Genomic DNA, 18779 nt, shown 5'->3' with positions numbered 1-18779 from the left:
ATGGTTATCACGATGGCAGAACGAAAACAGGCAAATATTGTTTCTATCGCCCAATTTGATCAGGCAGATGCACTGGATTTGATTCAAGAGGCGCAAGAATTCAAAGCAGGCAAACAAATTCAACTTAAGAAACCGGCGTATGCGATGAACTTATTTTTCGAAGATTCAACCCGGACGAAAACAAGTTTTCAAATGGCAGAAAAAAAGTTGGGGATGCAAGTCTTGAACTTTAACGCTGCGACAAGCTCAGTAAATAAGGGGGAAAGTTTGTATGACACCCTAAAAACGGTTGAAGCTATTGGGGTCAATGTGGCTGTTATCCGTCATCCGCAAACCGACTACTATCAACCCTTGCTAAGCAAATCCAATTTGAAAATCGGGTTAGTTAATGCAGGTGATGGACAAGGACAGCATCCTTCACAGTGCCTGCTTGACATGATGACCATCCAGGAACAATTTCATCACTTTGAGGGGCTGCGGGTTCTGATTAATGGAGATATCCGTCACTCACGGGTGGCACGTTCCAATGCACAATTATTAGCCAAACTAGGTGCACAGGTTTACTTTTCAGGTCCCAAAGACTGGTTTGACCCACAACTAGCGCAGTTCGGAGAATATGGGGATTTTGATCAGCTCCTTGCCCACATGGATGTCATTAATATTTTGCGGGTCCAACACGAGCGATTAAGCGGTGAAGACAATGCTCACTTCAGTGAAGAAAGCTACCGAGCGGCATATGGGCTGACTCAAGAGCGTGCCGCGCGATTAAAACCAGCAGCCATCATTATTCATCCGGCACCAGTTAACCGCGGAGTCGAAATTGATGATGACTTGGTCGAAAGCAAACATTCACGAATCTTTAAGCAAATGGAAAATGGTGTCTTTGTCCGGATGGCAATGCTAAGTCGGATTTTACGTTACCAAAATTGCCTTTAGGAGGAATCTAAATGTCGCTTTTATTGAAAAATGGGCTGGGATTGCTTGAAGGAAAGTTAAGCCCAATGTCACTTTTGCTACAGGATGGCAGGATTCAAGGCATTAATTTGCCCATAGAAACAGCCGACCAAGTCATTGACTTACATCACGCTTTTGTTTCGTCGGGTCTCGTTGACTTACACGTCCATTTACGCGAACCGGGTTTTACAAATAAAGAAACGATCTTAACCGGCAGTAAAGCTGCGGCACATGGTGGGTTCACAACCATTGGGGCAATGGCCAATCTGAATCCAGCCCCTGATACACCGACTCGGTTTTTAAAACAACAACAGCTAAACCGTGAGGCCGTGGTGAAGATTAAACAGTACGCGCCGGTCACGCAAAAACGAGCGGGAAAACTTCCCGTGGATTTTACGGCGTTGCGCCAAGCAGGAGCGTTTGCTTTCAGTGATGACGGCTCTGGAATTGCTGATGCCCGCGTGATGTATCAAGCGATGCAAAAGCTTGCCAAGTTGGGCTTGCCGTTATGTGATCATGCGCAGGATATGACCTTAACCGCGGGCGGTGTCTTGAATGCGGGACCAGCAGCAAAGAAGTACGCCGTGCCAGGGGTCGATAAGGTTAGTGAAACCAGCCAAATTGCCCGTAATTTAGTCCTAGCGGCGGCCACGGGTGTGCATTATCATGTTTGTCATGTTTCGACGAAAGAAAGTATTGACTTGATTAGATTTGCAAAATCACAGGGCGTTCACGTCACCTGTGAAGTGACACCGCATCACTTGCTCCTCGATGAAACAATGATCGTGGGGGAAGCCACCCAATACAAAATGAATCCTCCCTTGCGAAGCGTTCAAGATCGGCTGGCGTGTGTTGCGGGCTTGCTGGATGGCACCATTGATCTGATCGCCACAGATCATGCGCCACATACGGCGGCAGAAAAAAAGCAAAGTTTGTCAACCGCACCTAATGGCATTGTCGGTTCGGAGACGGCCTTTGCGCTGCTATACACAACCTTTGTCAAACCAGGTGTTTGGTCGTTAACGCAGTTGATCAAATGGATGAGTACAGCGCCCCAAACGCTATTTCAACTAAATCATGTTGGCCAACTTCATCGCGGGGATCCTGCGGACATTGCGGTCTTTGATTTAAAGACTGCAACGAAGATTCAAGCGAGTGACTTCTTGTCAAAGGGTCACAATTCGCCATTTATCGGACAAACAGTTTACGGTGCCACGGTCATGACGCTTGTAGACGGCAAGCTTGTTTATCGGAGGGATTAGAAAATGACAGCAGCAAAATACTTAGTGTTAGCAGATGGCAGTATCTATGAAGGAACCGCATTTGGAGCCACGGCGACTTGCGGTGGTGAATTAGTGTTTAATACCGGTATGACGGGGTATCAAGAATCAATCACAGATCAATCCTACAATGGTGAAATTTTGATGTTTACATATCCCTTGATTGGCAATTACGGCATCAATTTTGATGATGATGAATCGGTCGCACCGACAACAGCTGGGGTGGTTGTTCACGAGGTGGCACGCAAAGCTAGTAATTGGCGCAATCAGATGAGCTTAGCGGATTTCTTAACCCATCACAATATCCCAGGAATTGCTGGAATTGATACTCGTGCACTAACCAAACGCATTCGCATGGCGGGTACCCTGAGAGCAGCTTTGGTAAATACAATGGCGGAAGCTCAGGTGTTTTTACAAAAACAAGAACAGCCGAACCAAACGAATTTAGTTGCTCAAAGTACCACCAATAACGCATATCCCAATCCTAACTCTGGCAAACGGATCGTGGTGGTTGATTTTGGCCTCAAAAACAGCATCTTGCGAGAGCTTGCCAAGCGGCAGTGCAATGTGACCGTACTGCCGGCTGATGCAACCGCAAAAACTGTTTTGAGTTACGAACCGGACGGGGTGTTATTGAGCAATGGCCCCGGTGATCCAAAAGATGTGGGGCAGGCCTTAGCGATGATCCGGACAGTTGAAAAACAGGTTCCCTTATTCGGGATTTGTCTAGGCCACCAATTATTTGCCCTTGCGAACGGTGCCGATACATTCAAAATGAAGTTTGGTCATCGCGGTTTCAATCATCCTGTCCGTGAGATTGCGACTAACCGGATTGATTTTACGGCGCAGAATCATGGGTACGCCGTTGACTTGAATTCTTTGACCGGAACGGATTTGTTGATGACGCATCAAGAAATCAACGATCAAACGGTTGAGGGCCTCCGCCATACTAAATATCCGGCCTTTTCGGTTCAGTTTCATCCGGATGCTGCGCCAGGACCGCATGATGCAAGTCATCTCTTTGATGATTTTCTAGAAATGATTGCAAGTTATCAGCAACAAAAAAGGAGTGTGCAGCATGCCTAAACGTTCAGATATCAAAAAAATTCTCGTAATTGGCTCGGGACCCATTATCATAAGTCAAGCAGCTGAATTTGATTATTCTGGTACCCAAGCTTGCTTAGCCTTAAAAGAAGAAGGCTATGAAGTGGTTTTAGTGAATTCTAATCCGGCAACTATTATGACGGATCCGGAAATCGCAGACCAAGTTTACATTGAGCCCCTGACGTTGGAGTTTGTGAGTCGGGTCATTCGAAAGGAGCGTCCGGACGCCATCTTACCGACTGTTGGTGGACAGACCGGCTTAAATCTCGCCAAACAGTTAGCGGAAGCAGGTGTCTTAGCTGCTTTTCATATAGAACTCTTAGGAACCAGCCTGCAATCCATTAATCAAGCAGAGGACCGGGAACAATTTAAAGAACTGATGCAAAAGTTAAATGAGCCGGTTCCCCAATCGAAAACTGTTTCAACCGTCGAAGCAGCCCAGAAGTTTGCTCGCCAAATTGGTTTCCCAGTGATCGTGCGGCCCGCTTACACACTTGGCGGAACTGGTGGGGGGATTGCTAACAATGAAGCCCAGTTAACCGAAATTGCCGCCAACGGTCTGGATTTATCACCAATTACGCAAGTTTTGATTGAGCAGAGTATTGCGGGATATAAAGAAATTGAGTTTGAGGTCATGCGTGATCACCACGATAACACGATGGTGGTGTGCTCGATGGAAAACTTTGATCCGGTGGGTATTCACACCGGGGATTCGATTGTGTATGCACCGGTGCAGACCTTGTCAGATCGCGAGTACCAGTTGCTGCGTGACGTATCCCTTAAATTAATTTCTGCGCTCAAAATTGAAGGCGGCTGCAACGTCCAGCTGGCGTTAGATCCACAAAGCTATCGTTATGACATTATCGAAGTGAATCCACGTGTAAGCCGTTCTTCTGCGTTAGCTTCGAAGGCGACCGGCTATCCGATTGCTAAAATGGCAGCCAAAATTGCGGTTGGGTTAACGCTTGACGAAATTAAAAATCCCATTACGCAAACCACCTATGCGGCGTTTGAACCGGCATTAGACTATGTGGTTTGCAAAATTCCGCGGTGGCCGTTTGATAAATTCAACCATGCCGACCGCCTACTAGGTACCCAAATGAAGGCGACCGGCGAAGTTATGGCGATCGGCCGTAATATCGAAGAAGCCACGCAAAAAGCTGTGCGTTCTTTAGAGATTGACGCCGACTTATTCGGATCTAAAAATTTAGCTCAACTGAGTGAAACGCAATTGACAGAGCGGTTAGTAAGGGCCCGTGATGATCGGTTATTTTGCATCATGGAAGCCTTAAGACGTCAATGGCCGATTGAAGGGATCCATGAACTAACGAAAATTGATCTCTTTTATTTAGATAAATTGCAGCATATTTTAGAAATTGAAACGGCTCTGGGAAAAAATCCAGGCGATCTGAAGTTACTGAAATTTGCTAAGCAAAACGGCTTCACCGATACGATTATTGCCCAAGCTTGGCAGCGGACGGCAGATGAGATTCGGTCAACGCGGCGCCAAAATGGCATTTGGCCAGTCTATAAAATGGTGGATACCTGTGCGGCGGAGTTTGAGTCGCAGACACCCTATTTTTACAGTACTTACGAACTTGAAAATGAAAGCCAGCACAGCTCCCAGCCTACAGTCCTGGTCATTGGCGCTGGGCCGATTCGAATTGGGCAAGGCATTGAATTTGATTATGCCACGGTACACTGCGTGCAAACCCTCAAAGAAGCTGGCTATCGAGCCATTATCATGAACAATAATCCGGAGACAGTTTCAACCGATTTCTCCATTTCAGATAAATTGTATTTTGAGCCCCTTACCTTAGAGGATGTTTTAAATGTGATTGATTTGGAACAGCCACTGGGCGTTATTGTTCAGTTTGGCGGTCAAACCGCGATTAACTTGGCCGAACCGTTAGCGCAACACGGCGTCAAAATTTTGGGGACCACTGTGACGGACGTGAATCGAGCAGAAGATCGGGATCAATTCAATCAAATTATTGAACAACTCAAAATTCCGCAACCGCTGGGAGATACTGCAACTAATACGAAGACGGCCTTGGCGATTGGCGATAAGATTGGTTACCCCCTGCTGGTTCGTCCTAGTTATGTGTTAGGCGGTCGGGCAATGGAAATCGTCCATAATGTTGAAGAATTAAATCAGTATATGCATGCGGCAATTGAAGTTTCACATGAACATCCGGTGTTATTGGACCGCTATTTAGTCGGAAAGGAATGTGAAGTCGATGCCATTTGTGATGGCGAAACGGTCGTTATTCCAGGCATTATGGAACACATTGAACGCGCAGGGATCCATTCAGGGGATTCAATGGCCGTTTATCCTTCTCAAACGCTCAGCCAAAATGCGATTCAGCAAATTGAACAAGAAACGATTCAATTAGCGCACGCTCTGCACTGTGTTGGACTCATGAATGTCCAATTCGTTATTCATGAGCAACAGGCGTTTGTGATTGAGGTCAATCCCCGAGCCAGCCGAACAGTTCCATTTTTGAGTAAAACAACGAAAATTCCGATGACCCAGCTTGCCACACAAGTCATCATGGGGCAAAAACTAGCGGCATTAGGGTATCAAACTGGTTTGCAACCCACCGGCAGCCTGGTTCATGTGAAAGCACCGATCTTCTCATTTAGCAAGTTGAATCGTGTGGACAGCCTGTTAGGCCCCGAAATGAAATCCACTGGGGAAGTGATGGGGAGCGATCGGTCGTTTGAAAAAGCATTGTATAAAGCATTTGAAGCCAGCGGGATGCATTTGCCCGCGCATGGTAACATCTTGATGACCGTTAGAGATGCTGAAAAACCGCAGGCCACAGAATTGGCACGCAAATTAGTTCGGTTAGGTTTTAACCTGTTTGCCACGGAAGGGACAGCCCAATATCTTGCCGATCGGGGAGTCACGGTGACACAACGGGTAGAAAAATTGAGTGCACATTCACCGCAAATTGCGCAATTACTGACAAATCAAAAAATTCAGCTGGTCGTCAATACGGTGGACGATAATACGGCTTCTGTGAATGATGACACAAAAATTCGTGCGTTAGCCATTAGTCATGAAATTTTAGTACTGACATCATTAGATACCTTAGCAGCAGTGGTAACCATGTTAGAAAGCCAGTCCTATTTGATCGAAGCCATTTAAATCACGGAGGGTTAAAAAATGTCAGAAAAGAGATTAGCAGTTAGTTTACCCGGGTTAGACCTTAAGAATCCAGTCATGCCGGCTAGCGGAACTTGTTGGTACGGTCAAGAATTTGCCCAGCGATTTGATTTGAATTTGCTGGGAGCTATTGTGATTAAATCAACCACACTACACGCCCGCGCAGGCAATCCGCGGCCACGCACGACGCAAACTTCAGCAGGATGGCTAAATGCGAACGGGCTGCAAAATGTGGGTGCCCAAGCAACGGTCAGCGACAAGATTCCCTGGTTAGCGCAGCATTATCCTGACCTTCCGGTAATTGCCAGTGCCGCTGGTTTCAGTGTGGATGAGTACGTTAAAGTTGTCACGGAGTTGTCCAAATCTCCGCATATCAAAGCCATTGAATTGAATATTTCCTGCCCAAATGTTCAAAATGGCGGTTTAGCGATGGGGACAGATCCGCAACTCGTTACCCAACTTACGCAAAAAGTTGTGGCGACAAGCTCGGTGCCCGTATATGTCAAACTCACACCTAATATTACGGACATTACGGCAATTGCCCGGGCGGCAGAAGCTGGAGGGGCCTCAGGATTCATGATGATTAATACCTTGACTGGTCTCAGTATTGATTTAAAAACCCGTAAGCCGGCATTGGCAAATGGCACGGGCGGACTTTCGGGACCAGCGTTAAAACCAATTGCCTTAGCGATGATTCATCGGGTTCATCAAGTTTCTAACCTTCCCATTATCGGTGTCGGTGGTATCTCGACGGCTGAGGATGTGTTAGAAATGCTAATGGCTGGGGCCAGTGCTGTACAAGTCGGGGCTGCCAATTTTCATGATCCGCTAAGTTGTCCCAAGATTGTTGCCCAATTGCCGACTGTGATGGATTATTACGGTATTAAAACGTTATCGGAACTAAAGGAGGTCACATTTTGATTAGAATGGCGCCAATCGTTGCCTTAGATGTTGCCACCCTTGAGCAAGTCAATCAACTTTTGGAACAGCTGGGAAAAATTAAGCCACAGCCGATTATCAAAATTGGCATGGAAGCTTTTTATCACTTTGGGCAACCCTTGATTCAACAAATTCGCGAGAACGGGTTTGACGTTTTCTTAGATCTGAAATTACATGACATTCCCAATACAGTAGCCCGTGCCGCACGGGTAATTGGAAGTTTAGGCGTTCAAATCACAACCGTGCATGCTGCGGGTGGTGCAGAAATGCTGACTGCCGCTCGTGCGGGCTTAATAGAAGGGGCAACCAAAATCGGCGCACCGACGCCTAAATTGTTAGCCATTACCCAGTTAACCTCAAATAACGAGCAGATTTTGCACGAACAGCAACATGTGGCCTTGTCCTTGCCAGAATCGGTACAGGCTTATGCCACTTTAGCCGAGGATTGTCGACTTGACGGTGTGATTTGTTCCGCACAGGAAGTGGCTATTATTCGTGCGGTGACACAAAAGCGTTTCTTGTGTGTGACACCGGGCATTCGGCCAGCCGGTTTCGAAACTGATGATCAAAAACGCGTGGTAACGCCTGAACAAGCGTTTCAACTAGGTAGCAATGGTATCGTGGTTGGACGTCCAATTACGCAAAGCAAAGATCCAATTGCGGCTTACCAAAGCATTGCGCAAGCATTTAAGGGGGAAAATTAAGATGACTATAGCACAAAAGGTTGCTCATGATTTGTTACAAATCGGTGCGGTCACATTACGACCAAATGAACCGTTTACGTGGGCAAGCGGGATGAAAAGTCCAATCTATTGTGATAACCGGTTAACTATTTCTTACCCAGAGGTCCGCAACCAGATCTGTGCGGGTCTGGTTGAAATCGTAAAAATGCGTTACGCCGATGCAGAAGTGATCGCGGGCACGGCGACGGCAGGAATTCCACATGCAGCTTGGCTTGCTGACCAGCTGAATTTACCGATGATTTATGTGCGTTCGAAACCTAAAGATCATGGGCAGAGTAAGCAAATTGAAGGTGTGATTAAACCAGGAAAAAAGGTTGTGGTAATTGATGACCTTATTTCAACTGGTGGCAGTGTCCTTAAGGCGGTTGAAGCAGTTAAACAGGCGGGGGCTGAAGTTATCGGCGTGGCGGGCATTTTTAGCTACGAATTGGCTGCCGCGACAACTAATTTTCAAAAAGCTAACTTGCCGCTGCAAACCGTAACGACTTATTCAACACTGATTCATGTGGCCAAAGCGGAGGATCAGATTAGTGATGCGGAACTGGCTATTTTAAAGCAGTGGCGCCAACAAGGTTAAGGCAAGTTGCCTTAAAAAGTGTCTTAATTTGAATATTTAATTTGTTAGATCGTAAAAAAAGAAGTTTCAGGCTGTTGAAATGAGCTGAAACTTCTTTTTGATTGCAAATAATTTTTTGAATGACTGCCATTTCTAATGAAGAAAGTGGCGATTTTAAAAAATTGTTTTGTGATTGTTGAACACGTTTGCCACTGGTCACGTTATAAACTAATTTTGGTCTTTGACGAAATGGTATGGGTCGCCACCGTAAATTCGTTTAAGTTTTCCCAGTTAATGGCATAGCCCATTCCCGGTTGGGGAGAAACGTCGACATAGGTGCCATCAAGCGCTACCAGTGGCTTAATGATGTCGCGGGCATAATAACGCGTTGAGGCAGCAATATCATTGGGAAGTGTATATCCTGGAAGGGTTGCAATAGCCACATTTTCAGCACGAGCCACACCGGAATCCAACATTCCACCACACCAACACGCAATCTGATTTGCGGCCGCTAGTGCCTGGATTTGCTTGGCCACAGTTAAGCCACCAACCCGTGCAACTTTAATATTGATAATTTTGCCACTGCCGAGACGAATCATCTTTTTCGTGTCGTCGATTGAGCAAACCGATTCATCCAAGCAAATCGGGGTTGTCAGTTGTTTTTGTAGATCAGCATGGTCGAGTAAATCCCCAGGTTCTAAGGGTTGCTCGATCATAATGAGATTTAAATCATCTAGGCGTTTTAACAAGGGAAAATCAGCTCGCCGGTACGCGGAATTGGCATCTCCCATCAGCATCACATCAGGAAAAGCTTGACGGACGGCCGCCAAGTAGTCATAATCTTTACCCGGTTTGATTTTACACTTAATGCGCCGGTAACCATCGTCAATATAACCCTGAACGACTTTAACTAAAGTTGCTGGATCTTTTTGAATACCAATGCTAACACCAGTCTCAACGCGAGCTTTCGTCCCGCCAAGAGCGGTCGCCAGGGGTAAATGCTGCTGTTTAGCGAAAATATCCCATAAGGCACAGTTAATGGCGGCTTTTGCCATATTGTTACGCCGGATATCTTCCAGCAGCGGATACATTTGGTCAGGATGTGTTAAGTTCTGCCCTAATATACGGGGCAATAAAATGGTATTGAGTAGGGCCCATGAGCCGTCGCGAAACTCTTCGTTGTAAAAGGGAAGTGCAAAAGGCGAGACCTCGCCATACCCGGTGGTGCCGTCTGCATCCGTAAGTTCCAAAATCATGGTTTTCTTTGCATCCATGCGGGTGAAACTGGTCTCGAAAGGCGCCAGAAACGGAATGTCAACTTTGCGTAAGGTAGCTTTTAGAATTTTCATATTATGCCTCCTGGTTTTGATTGGCCAAAGCTTTCATTTTTGCCAGCTTGGCGGGCTTAAATGAAAGCGCGGTGACAAATGCAAGTCCAGCGGCAATGACTAGAAATAGAAAGGCCACGCTGTAAGAACCATTGAAGCTTTGAACGAGAAAGCCGATTACAATCGGCGCCAAAAAGCCAGCCAATTGACCACCAAAATTAACGATTCCAACTGAAGAGCCATATGCTTTTTTCGTAACTAATTCTGCGAAAAAGCCAAATGTGGCAGCGAATGCAATGGATTTAAATAAGTAGGTGAAGACTTCAAATGTAATGACCGCCCCCACACTTGTTGATTTGTACATGCCAAACATGAAAACGGTTGCTAGGGCACTCGCGGTGGCAATTAAGAATTTTTCATGGTTCTTGAAAAAGCGAGCCATGATAAAACCACTAATTAAAGCACCGGCACCGGCAGCTAGCGAAGGTAGGGGGACCATCCAAGCAATGCCAGCTAGATTAATATGACGGGCTTGCAAAAGATAGGTGGGCATCCATGAGTCAAGGCCCTTGGTGACAACACTCAAGCCAAATACAACGAGAAAGAATTGCCACATCATGCCGTTTCGTAAGACTTGGCGCCAAGCAATTTTGTTGTCTGTCGCTTGTTTTTGGGGACGTAAAATAACAGCATAGATTAGGACAAAAATAATACCAATAATTCCCATCAAATGAAAACTTGTCCGCCATCCCATAGTTGCAATGATTGGTGCCATCAGCATTGGAGCAACAGCGGCACCAACGTAGTTTGAAGAAATAATTGCGGATGTGGCACCGGAACGTTTTTCATAAGGGAAAACTTCCGTAATTTGTTTAAGGCTGGCGGAAGGGTAAGTTCCTTCGCCAATGCCAAAGAGAACCCGGATAACGATCAGGGCGGTTAAAGACCAAGCAAAGCCAGTTAAAACAGTAAACAAAGACCACATGGTGATTGCCACGATTATAGTCCGGTAAGTACCGAACTTGTCAGTGAGCCAACCACTCGGAATTTGCATCAGCGCGTAGCTAAAGAAAAAGGCACTGGAAACGACACCTAAAGTTGTGGTGCTTAAATTCAGATCTCTTCCGATGTACGAAAGGGCAATACTAATTGCCGAACGGTCAATAAAACAAACGATGTAACCAATGTAAATCATGGTAAAAGTTACAGTTGCTTTTTTTGAAGAAGTTTTACTAGTTGTGAGCATTGAGTCCATAGGCAGAACCTTCCTTTTCAAATTCAGAGATGAGTTGTGTGATAAATTGGATGCTGGTTTGAAAGGCATTCTTAGTAATATTCTCATCGACATCATGATTGTTCTGATCAAAGTTCGCTAGGGGAACGGTAAAAACCTTGACACCAAGAATGTTTGTCCAGACATAATTGGGATCAGTTCCAGGCATCATCGGTTCGATTACTAACGGTACGTTAGCTTTTTTTGCAGCCAGATGAAAGGCTTCTAGGTCAACCGGACTAGGCGTTGTTTTCGACGGTGGAATTCTGCCGGTAATTTCATATTTCAAAACGCCTTTTGTCACGTAAGGTTTCAGCACGGTAGCTAAGTTTGTTTCGATTTCTTGTACAGATTGACTACCAACAAGACGCATATCGATGGTAACGGTGATCCTAGGAGGCACAATCGTTTTGACGTCTTTGCCGGTATGGCCGCCATAGATTCCTGAAATGTTAAATGTTGGTGTAAACATCAGCTTTTGATAGTAATCGCGCTGTGAGCTGGCAGTTAGTTGGCTCCCAAAGACGGCACTAATTTTAGTGTCATCAAAAGGCAGCGCTGCTAGCCATTCCTGTTCTTGCGCTGTTGGCGAGACAACGCCGTCATAAAAATGCGGAATTAAGTTTTTTTGGCGGTCAAAGTCGTATAACTGAGAAAGGATTTGATGTAAAACGGCATAGGGATTTTCGATAACGTTCCCGGCATTTCCAGAATGGTTGGCATGGTCCGCCGTGGTGACGGTCAAGCGAAACCCGAAGAGTCCGCGATTTCCTAACCTTAAAACGTGTGCACCTGAGGCATTCATTGAGCCATCAGTGACAAAAACACGAACCACATCTTTTAAAAAGGTTGTCTTGAGTTGCGATACGGTTGGCGCTAAATTGGGGCTGCCCTGTTCTTCTTCCCCCTCAATTAAAAACTTAATGGTAAACGGGGGCTGCGGATGGCTGATTAAATAATGATTGATCCCAGTGATCATAGCAATCAACTGGCCTTTGTTATCGCCGGTACCACGGCCATAGAAGCGATTATGCCGCTCTGTCAATGTAAATGGGTCGCTATGCCAAGCATCCAAATCTCCAGGAGTCATGACGTCGTAATGTCCGTAAAAAAGGTAGGCAGCTTGTTTCTCGCCCGCAATGGTAGCGGTGATAATGGGTTTGCCGTTTGTTTCAATTAAATTCACGTGTGCGCCACAATACTTCTCGAGAAGCGCAGTGACGTTGGCGACAGCAGCTTCTTGGCCGTGCGCATTTTCGCTTGTGCTAGGTAGTTGGATGAGTGCTTTTAAAAGAAGCGTTGGATTTTTAATTTCTTCCATAACGACCTCCGATACTTAATTTTCAATGTTATAATTTGATGAGAGTAGTATAGTGCTTTTTTAATTATTTGCAAAGAATATTTAATGAGCGGGACCCTAACATTTTTAGTATGGAGGAAATTTACCTTGCGCTTACGCCAACTTAGTTATTTTTTGAACGTTGCGGAAACTCAAAATATTACACGTTCAGCTCGTAATTTACATATTGCCCAACCCAGTTTAAGTCGCAGTATTCGGGAATTAGAGACCGAGTTGGGGATCCCTTTATTTTCCCGTAGCGGGCACGCCTTAGTATTGAATCCAGCGGGCAAACGATTTGCGGTTCAAGTACAAGCAGCCTTGCATTTACTTGATGACGCGGTCGTCGATATGCACCAGTTTGCAACAAAACAGGCGGCTCAAATTACGCTTCAATTCAAGAGCTCAACGGCCCTTTTGCCCGAATTAGTTTCATATATCTACCAAGCCGTTCCAAATGTTAAAGTCCAACTCGTGCAGCGGGGAATGGCAACTGGGCAACCTGCCAACTATGATTTCGAGTTAGTTACGCAACCAGTCGCAGGCAATTTAAATACGCATTTACTGCATGAAGAGTTGCTTTTAGCCATCCAAGCAACAGCGCCAAAAGCACAAGGGACAAGCATTACCTTAAGTGAAGTTCGTACCCTGCCGCTCATTTTTACAGAGGCGAGTCCACTGCGAGAACAAATCGAGCGAACCCTGCAACAGGATGGAACTTCGGTACACCCGACTTTTGTGACGGGAGATCATAAAACTTTAAATGGCTTGATTCGTAACGGTTTAGGTGTGGGCTTTGAGCCACAGTATTCCTGGCCATCCATGGACGAAGCAGGGATTAAACGCCTCCATTTAGCGCCAGATCCCTTGACGCGAGATATTTATTTAAGCGCGCCACCCCGTACATTTGAGCTGCCCTACCGCAAAACTGTGGCAAAAGTCATAAAAAAGTATTTTGATCAGCTCCAACATTAGAATAGTGGCTTGAACACTAAAGATTAAAATAAAGTTAGAAAATGTGATTGAATTTTAATTTTAGCGTCCTAACATTGAAGGGCGCACAAGTTAAGGAAAGTACACTTCCAAAGAAAAATGCCATCACTAAAATGTCAAGTCATACTGGCTTTGACATGGCACTTACAGGCTGGAGCCCAGACTTCTTGGATTTGATGGATATTTTGCAATTGGAACAGACGGGAAACCCGTATAATTTTGGTTCGTTTAGTAATCAGACGTTTGATAATTATATGAAAGCCGCAATTACAAAGGACGCTACCAATAGTCAGGCTCGATATGAGGATTATGTGAAAGCAGAAAAAGTGTTGATGAAGCAACAAGCTGTCTCCGTGATTGACCAAGGAGCCTCAACTTATTTGCATAATCCTAAGGTGAAATCTGCTGCAACTACCACAGATGGCGGTACGTACCTGAAGAAAGCTTATGTGGTGAAATAACAAGGGCAGCATAATGTGCTTTAACTTAGTAGAAAAGCTTCTCTTGAGTTTTATTTGATTTTTGGAAGGATTATCAGTTGAAAATTGACATCAAAAGGTCCGCTAGTGTACTGGGTTACTAGCGGACTTTTTGATTTTTATTTTTATAAATGTTAATTAGGTCGTTTAATCACAAAGGCTCGACGCGCAATGTAATCTAGTAGAAAGTCCATTGGATAACTGCCGGCTTCGGCATTGGATCGTGACGAAATAGATAAAACCTGATCAAAAGCGGCGGTGTATGGCGTGTTGGCAATTTGAGTGATTAGAATGGTTTTTGCAGGAGAAGTGACGATATTATTATATATATTAGGTAGCATAGAGAAAAAATTACCAAATGATGAACAAACAATTGCTAACGAATCACTGTCAAGGGACTCTGCTTGTTTTGATTGAACATAATAATCTTCACCCATCTGAACAAGTACGCCACAATTTAATAAGGCCTGCTGAAGTATGCGTAACGAATTATTCATAATATCATATCCAAATAATGTGACTTTCTTAGATTGCATAATCTGGTTAATTATGGCATCAATTTCATTTACAGAAACCGATTTTGTTACATCAATGATACTTTTACTAATTTCTTCAGCAAAGTCATTATAAAAATTGATCGGTGATTTAGTTAACTCGCTTAGACTATTCTTAGACATTCGAAATAAGAAACGTGGTTTTCTTATTGTGGTCGCTGATACTACTTGTGCTTTCATATCTTCGAAAGAATCAAACCCAAATTTTTTACAAAATCGACTGATGGAAGCAGTAGAAGTATAGCAGGCATCGGCCATTTGTACAATTGATAGATTTTGTATATCCAAATAGTTTAAAAAAACAAAGTGAATTATTTTAGTTTGTGTATCTTCATCTACATGGGTATTTAAATATGTGAGCATATCCCGGACTGACATGTTATCACCTCGGACAGATATTAGCATATTTTCATATTTGTGTAAATGCACTTTCAAAAACGAAAATAGTGCATCGCATTAGAAAATAAAGCGCTTTATTTACAGCTACAATAGAATTATAAAATATTAAAGGAGATGGAAGACTATGAATATTGGAAAAAGTTTGCAGAACGGCTTGGAAAAGACTTTGGTACCAGTGGCCAGTAAATTAGGCCAAAATAAAATGTTGCAAGCTTTATCAGGTGGGATGATTTTAACTTTACCACTTACATTAGGAGCTTCTGTTTTTATGATTGTGGGCAATTTTCCGGTTCCAGCATTTACAAACTGGTTGAATACAATTGGAATTGCGGAACAATTTAATGCCATATCAGGCGGTACGCTTAGTATTTTGGCACTGTTTATTTCATTTACGGTTGCATACCGCTATACAAATTTGTTGGGGGGAAAGCCAGAAATAGGTGGTTTATTTTCCCTAGCAAGTTTTTTAATTGTGATGCCGCAAAGCATTTTAATTAATAAGAAAGCAGTTGCGGGATTTTCCAATGTATATTTAGGTAGTCAAGGTATTTTTGTTGCTATCCTTATATCTTTATTAGTTGCATGGCTGTATGTAAAATTAAGTGGCGTGAAACAACTTACTTTAAAGTTACCAGATTCGGTTCCACCAATGATTGCAGATTCGTTTTCATCATTATTTGTTGGCTTAATTATTTTTTTTATAGATTTTGTTATCCGACTGATTTTCTCTTATACACAGTGGAATAACGTCTTTGATTTTGTAAATAAGATTATTGCTACACCGTTATTAAATGTCGGGGGATCGGTTCCAGCATTTATTTTAGTTTATATGTTAGCTAGTTTGTTCTTTTTCTTTGGTCTGCATCCTGCTCCTATTCAATCAATTATGCAAACTTTTACAACGACTATGATGATGACTGCTATTGTTAATAACCAAGCTCATCAAGCTATTAAGTATTTGCCTAATCTGGTTGTTTTTGATTTTGTTAATAATGATGCAACTGGTAGTACTTTAAGTTTGTTAATTGCAATATTGTTTTTTAGTAAGACGAAGAGGTATCGATCTTTTTCAAAGGTTGCTTTAGTGCCAAATTTGTTTGGGATCAATGAACCTGTCGTTTTTGGATTACCTATCATGTTTAATGCAATTCTAGTAATTCCATTTGTATTCAGTACTTTTATATCTGCCGGAGTAGCATATTTAGCGGTAAAAATCGGTTTCATCGCTACACTTAACGCTAAGGTTGCCATGAGTGTACCTTGGATATTGCCAAAATTTATTACTAGTTACTTCGTTTATGGATGGCAAGGCGTTGTACTTCGAATTTTCGTCATGGCACTTTTAGTGTTTTTATATCTACCATTCTTTGAAATCCTAGATAAAAAGGAACTCCAGCTGGAAAAAGAGGTTGCATAATATGACTATAAAAAGGATTAAAAATGAAAATGGCCCAACACTAGAGTATTCAGATAAAAGTGGACTAACAATTTTGAAAAAAGGTGATTTATATTTCAAGGATCATAATCGATCTGGGAAACTTGAAAAGTTTGAGGATTGGCGATTGTCACCACAGATTCGAGCAAAAGATTTAGCACAAAGGCTAAGTATAAAAGATATAGCTGGTTTAATGTTGTTTACGGCACATCTCGCGATCCCGTCAATTGGAACAAGAAGTCAAAAATATCATGGTAAAAGTTTTGAAGATAGTGGTAGTGATGCTTCTGATTTATCCGATTTAGAAAAAGAATATTTTTTAAAAAATAAAATCAAACACACTTTAATTACTAAAATCAGTTCCCCAGAAGTAGCAGCCAAGTGGAACAATAACGTACAAGAATTATCAGAAAGCATGCCATGGGCGATACCCATAGTAAATTCATCAGATCCAAGGCATGGATACAAGGCAAATACGGAATTTAATGAAGCTAGTGGCCAGGGAACGTCGCAATGGCCGGAGTCGATTGGAATGGCTGCAACTTTTGATCCAAAGTTAGTACGTGAATTTGGTGAGATTGCATCCGCAGAATATAGGGCAATGGGGTTAACAATGATTTTAGGACCACAAGTGGATCTAGCAACAGAGCCTAGATGGATGCGCTTTAACGGGACTTTTGGCGAAAGTGCAAAATTAACAAGAGATATGGGAGCAGCATTCATCCAAGGCTTTCAAATGTCTAATAATAAAGATTGGGGACAACAAAGCGTTAGTACGATGGCCAAACATTGGCCGGGCGGTGGTGTGATTGAAGGCGGAAGAGATGCCCATTTTGCTTATGGAAAGTATGGCGTTTATCCCAAGAAAAATATGGGTTATCAACTTAAGTCATTCGAAGCAGTTATAGATAAGCATAAGAAAGATTTTGAACAAACAGCAGGAATCATGCCTTATTACTCGGTATCATATGATTTTGATATAAGGAAACACGAAAATGTTGGTAATGCATATAGCAGATATTTAATCACAGATTTATTACGTAAGAAATATGGTTATGACAAGATTGTATGTACTGATTGGTGTATAACCAATGATGAACCGACTAATGTTTTAGATGTGCTTTCTGGTGATCAGTGCTGGGGAGTGGAAGATCAATATACTGTTCCCGAAAGACATTTAAGACTATTAATGGCTGGTATTGATCAGTTTGGGGGTAATAAGGATCCTGAACCTATTATTTGGGCATATCACAAGATGTGCAAGATAATGGGAAAACCTTGGGCAGTAAAAAGATTTCAGGAATCTGCAAAACGAATTTTATTAAATATGTTTCAATTAGGTTTATTTGAGAATCCGTATGTTGACCCAGAAAAAGCAGGAAAAATAGTTGGAAAACAACAGTTTGTAGAGGCTGGTATAAAAGCACAAGAAAAATCAATTATAATGCTAAAAAATAAGAAAGAAATTCTTCCAATAAAGAATAAGGCCAGCTTGTATATTCCTAAAAGACGATATCCAGAACAAATAGGCTGGTATCTTTCTAAAATTTCAGCACACAGTGATTATCCACTCGATTTAAAAAAAGCTTCTAGTTTTTTTGATGTTGTATCTAACCCGCTCGAAGCTGATTTGGCGTTAGTTAAAATAAAAAGTCCAGAACGTGCTTTTATAAAATATAACGGTTATGATCCAAAACGAGTCGATGAAAATGATAATGGTTATTTACCGATCTCGCTTCAATATCGTCCTTATCTTGCAAAATTAGGGCGCAAAAAGTCTCTAGCTGGTGATCGAAGAAAGGGGCACACCCTGAACCGTACTTATAATGGAAAAAGCACGGATACTTTGAATGAGAGTGATTTAGACCTGATCATTAATACTAAAAAGCGAATGAAAGATAAGCCGGTTATTGTTTCAATTGATACGGCAAATCCTTTTGTGTTAGCAGAAATTGAGCCTTACGTTGATGTTATCTTGATTGATTTTGGTATTAGTGATGAAGTGTTGTTCAAAGTCCTAACCGGAGAATATGAACCTTCTGCCTTATTGCCATTCCAGATGCCTAAAAATATGGAAACAGTTGAAACACAAAGTGAGGATACTGCATTTGATATGGAACCGTATATTGATGAAGAGGGTCAGACTTACGATTTCGGATTTGGCCTAAATTTTTCTGGAGTCATTTCTGATAAGAGAACCAAAAAATATTTAAAAGATTAACAGTAGTCTA

15 protein-coding genes are annotated in these 18779 nt (G+C 42.9%); 11 read left to right on the top strand and 4 right to left on the bottom strand.

Annotation, left to right across the window (positions count from 1 at the left end; translation table 11 throughout):
- The first annotated feature begins 12 nt into the window (after positions 1–12).
- The 7 genes from ACLJJ6_RS08740 to pyrE are packed head-to-tail and all read left to right on the top strand — an operon-like array spanning position 13 to position 8769.
- The gene (locus tag ACLJJ6_RS08740; protein ID WP_412989029.1) at positions 13–936 is read left to right on the top strand and encodes an aspartate carbamoyltransferase catalytic subunit; all 924 of its coding nucleotides are present in this window, start codon (positions 13–15) and stop codon (positions 934–936) included.
- 11 nt (positions 937–947) lie between these two features.
- Complete coding sequence (locus ACLJJ6_RS08735; protein ID WP_412989027.1) at positions 948–2216, top strand: dihydroorotase; 1269 nt, start codon at positions 948–950, stop codon at positions 2214–2216.
- A gap of 3 nt (positions 2217–2219) precedes the next feature.
- Entirely contained in the window at positions 2220–3320 is a 1101-nt protein-coding gene (locus ACLJJ6_RS08730; RefSeq protein WP_412989026.1) for a carbamoyl phosphate synthase small subunit, read from the top strand.
- Positions 3313–6492, top strand: coding sequence for a carbamoyl-phosphate synthase large subunit (gene carB / locus ACLJJ6_RS08725; RefSeq protein ID WP_412989025.1), 3180 nt, complete (start codon positions 3313–3315; stop codon positions 6490–6492). Before ACLJJ6_RS08730 ends, carB begins: the two co-directional genes overlap by 8 nt.
- Before the next feature lie 18 nt (positions 6493–6510).
- Positions 6511–7431: a dihydroorotate dehydrogenase gene (locus ACLJJ6_RS08720; protein ID WP_412989024.1), complete on the top strand. Its 921-nt coding sequence runs from the start codon at positions 6511–6513 to the stop codon at positions 7429–7431.
- Positions 7428–8153, top strand: a complete 726-nt coding sequence (gene pyrF, locus ACLJJ6_RS08715; RefSeq protein WP_412989023.1) for an orotidine-5'-phosphate decarboxylase — start codon at positions 7428–7430, stop codon at positions 8151–8153. The genes ACLJJ6_RS08720 and pyrF overlap by 4 nt, the downstream gene beginning before the upstream one ends.
- Before the next feature lies 1 nt (position 8154).
- Complete coding sequence (pyrE, locus tag ACLJJ6_RS08710) at positions 8155–8769, top strand: orotate phosphoribosyltransferase (RefSeq protein ID WP_412989022.1); 615 nt, start codon at positions 8155–8157, stop codon at positions 8767–8769.
- 200 nt (positions 8770–8969) lie between these two features.
- On the opposite strand, the gene menC is transcribed toward pyrE, so the two are convergent.
- Genes menC through ACLJJ6_RS08695 form a run of 3 tightly spaced genes read right to left on the bottom strand, consistent with a single transcriptional unit; the run spans position 8970 to position 12670 of the window.
- Entirely contained in the window at positions 8970–10097 is a 1128-nt protein-coding gene (gene menC / locus ACLJJ6_RS08705) for an o-succinylbenzoate synthase (protein WP_412989020.1), read from the bottom strand.
- Between the two features lies 1 nt (position 10098).
- Positions 10099–11322 carry an MFS transporter gene (locus ACLJJ6_RS08700; RefSeq protein ID WP_412990461.1) on the bottom strand — a complete coding sequence of 408 codons (1224 nt, stop codon included), beginning with the start codon at positions 11320–11322 and terminating at the stop codon, positions 10099–10101.
- On the bottom strand, positions 11309–12670 hold the full coding sequence (locus ACLJJ6_RS08695) for a M20/M25/M40 family metallo-hydrolase (protein ID WP_412989018.1): 1362 nt from the start codon (positions 12668–12670) through the stop codon (positions 11309–11311). Before ACLJJ6_RS08695 ends, ACLJJ6_RS08700 begins: the two co-directional genes overlap by 14 nt.
- A gap of 126 nt (positions 12671–12796) precedes the next feature.
- Here ACLJJ6_RS08695 and ACLJJ6_RS08690 point away from each other — a divergent pair, with 126 nt between their 5' ends.
- Positions 12797–13663 carry a LysR family transcriptional regulator gene (locus ACLJJ6_RS08690; RefSeq protein ID WP_412989017.1) on the top strand — a complete coding sequence of 289 codons (867 nt, stop codon included), beginning with the start codon at positions 12797–12799 and terminating at the stop codon, positions 13661–13663.
- Between the two features lie 47 nt (positions 13664–13710).
- Complete coding sequence (locus ACLJJ6_RS08685; protein WP_412989015.1) at positions 13711–14142, top strand: hypothetical protein; 432 nt, start codon at positions 13711–13713, stop codon at positions 14140–14142.
- A gap of 152 nt (positions 14143–14294) precedes the next feature.
- Here ACLJJ6_RS08685 and ACLJJ6_RS08680 read toward each other — a convergent pair whose 3' ends face one another.
- Positions 14295–15092, bottom strand: a complete 798-nt coding sequence (locus ACLJJ6_RS08680; RefSeq protein ID WP_412989013.1) for a MurR/RpiR family transcriptional regulator — start codon at positions 15090–15092, stop codon at positions 14295–14297.
- Positions 15093–15237: 145 nt separating this feature from the next.
- On the opposite strand from ACLJJ6_RS08680, the gene ACLJJ6_RS08675 reads away from it, so the two are divergent.
- A complete protein-coding gene (locus tag ACLJJ6_RS08675) occupies positions 15238–16530 on the top strand; it encodes a PTS sugar transporter subunit IIC (protein ID WP_412989011.1) in 1293 nt (430 codons plus the stop codon).
- 1 nt (position 16531) lies between these two features.
- Positions 16532–18769: a glycoside hydrolase family 3 N-terminal domain-containing protein gene (locus ACLJJ6_RS08670; RefSeq protein WP_412989009.1), complete on the top strand. Its 2238-nt coding sequence runs from the start codon at positions 16532–16534 to the stop codon at positions 18767–18769.
- The last annotated feature ends 10 nt before the right edge of the window (positions 18770–18779 follow it).

The sequence above is a fragment of the Pediococcus siamensis genome (genome assembly GCF_047220215.1).
In the GTDB taxonomy this organism is placed as follows: Bacteria; Bacillota; Bacilli; order Lactobacillales; family Lactobacillaceae; genus Pediococcus; species Pediococcus siamensis.
The sequence above is the reverse complement of the archived record's forward strand: the minus strand, read 5'-3'. Positions and strand labels throughout refer to the sequence as shown.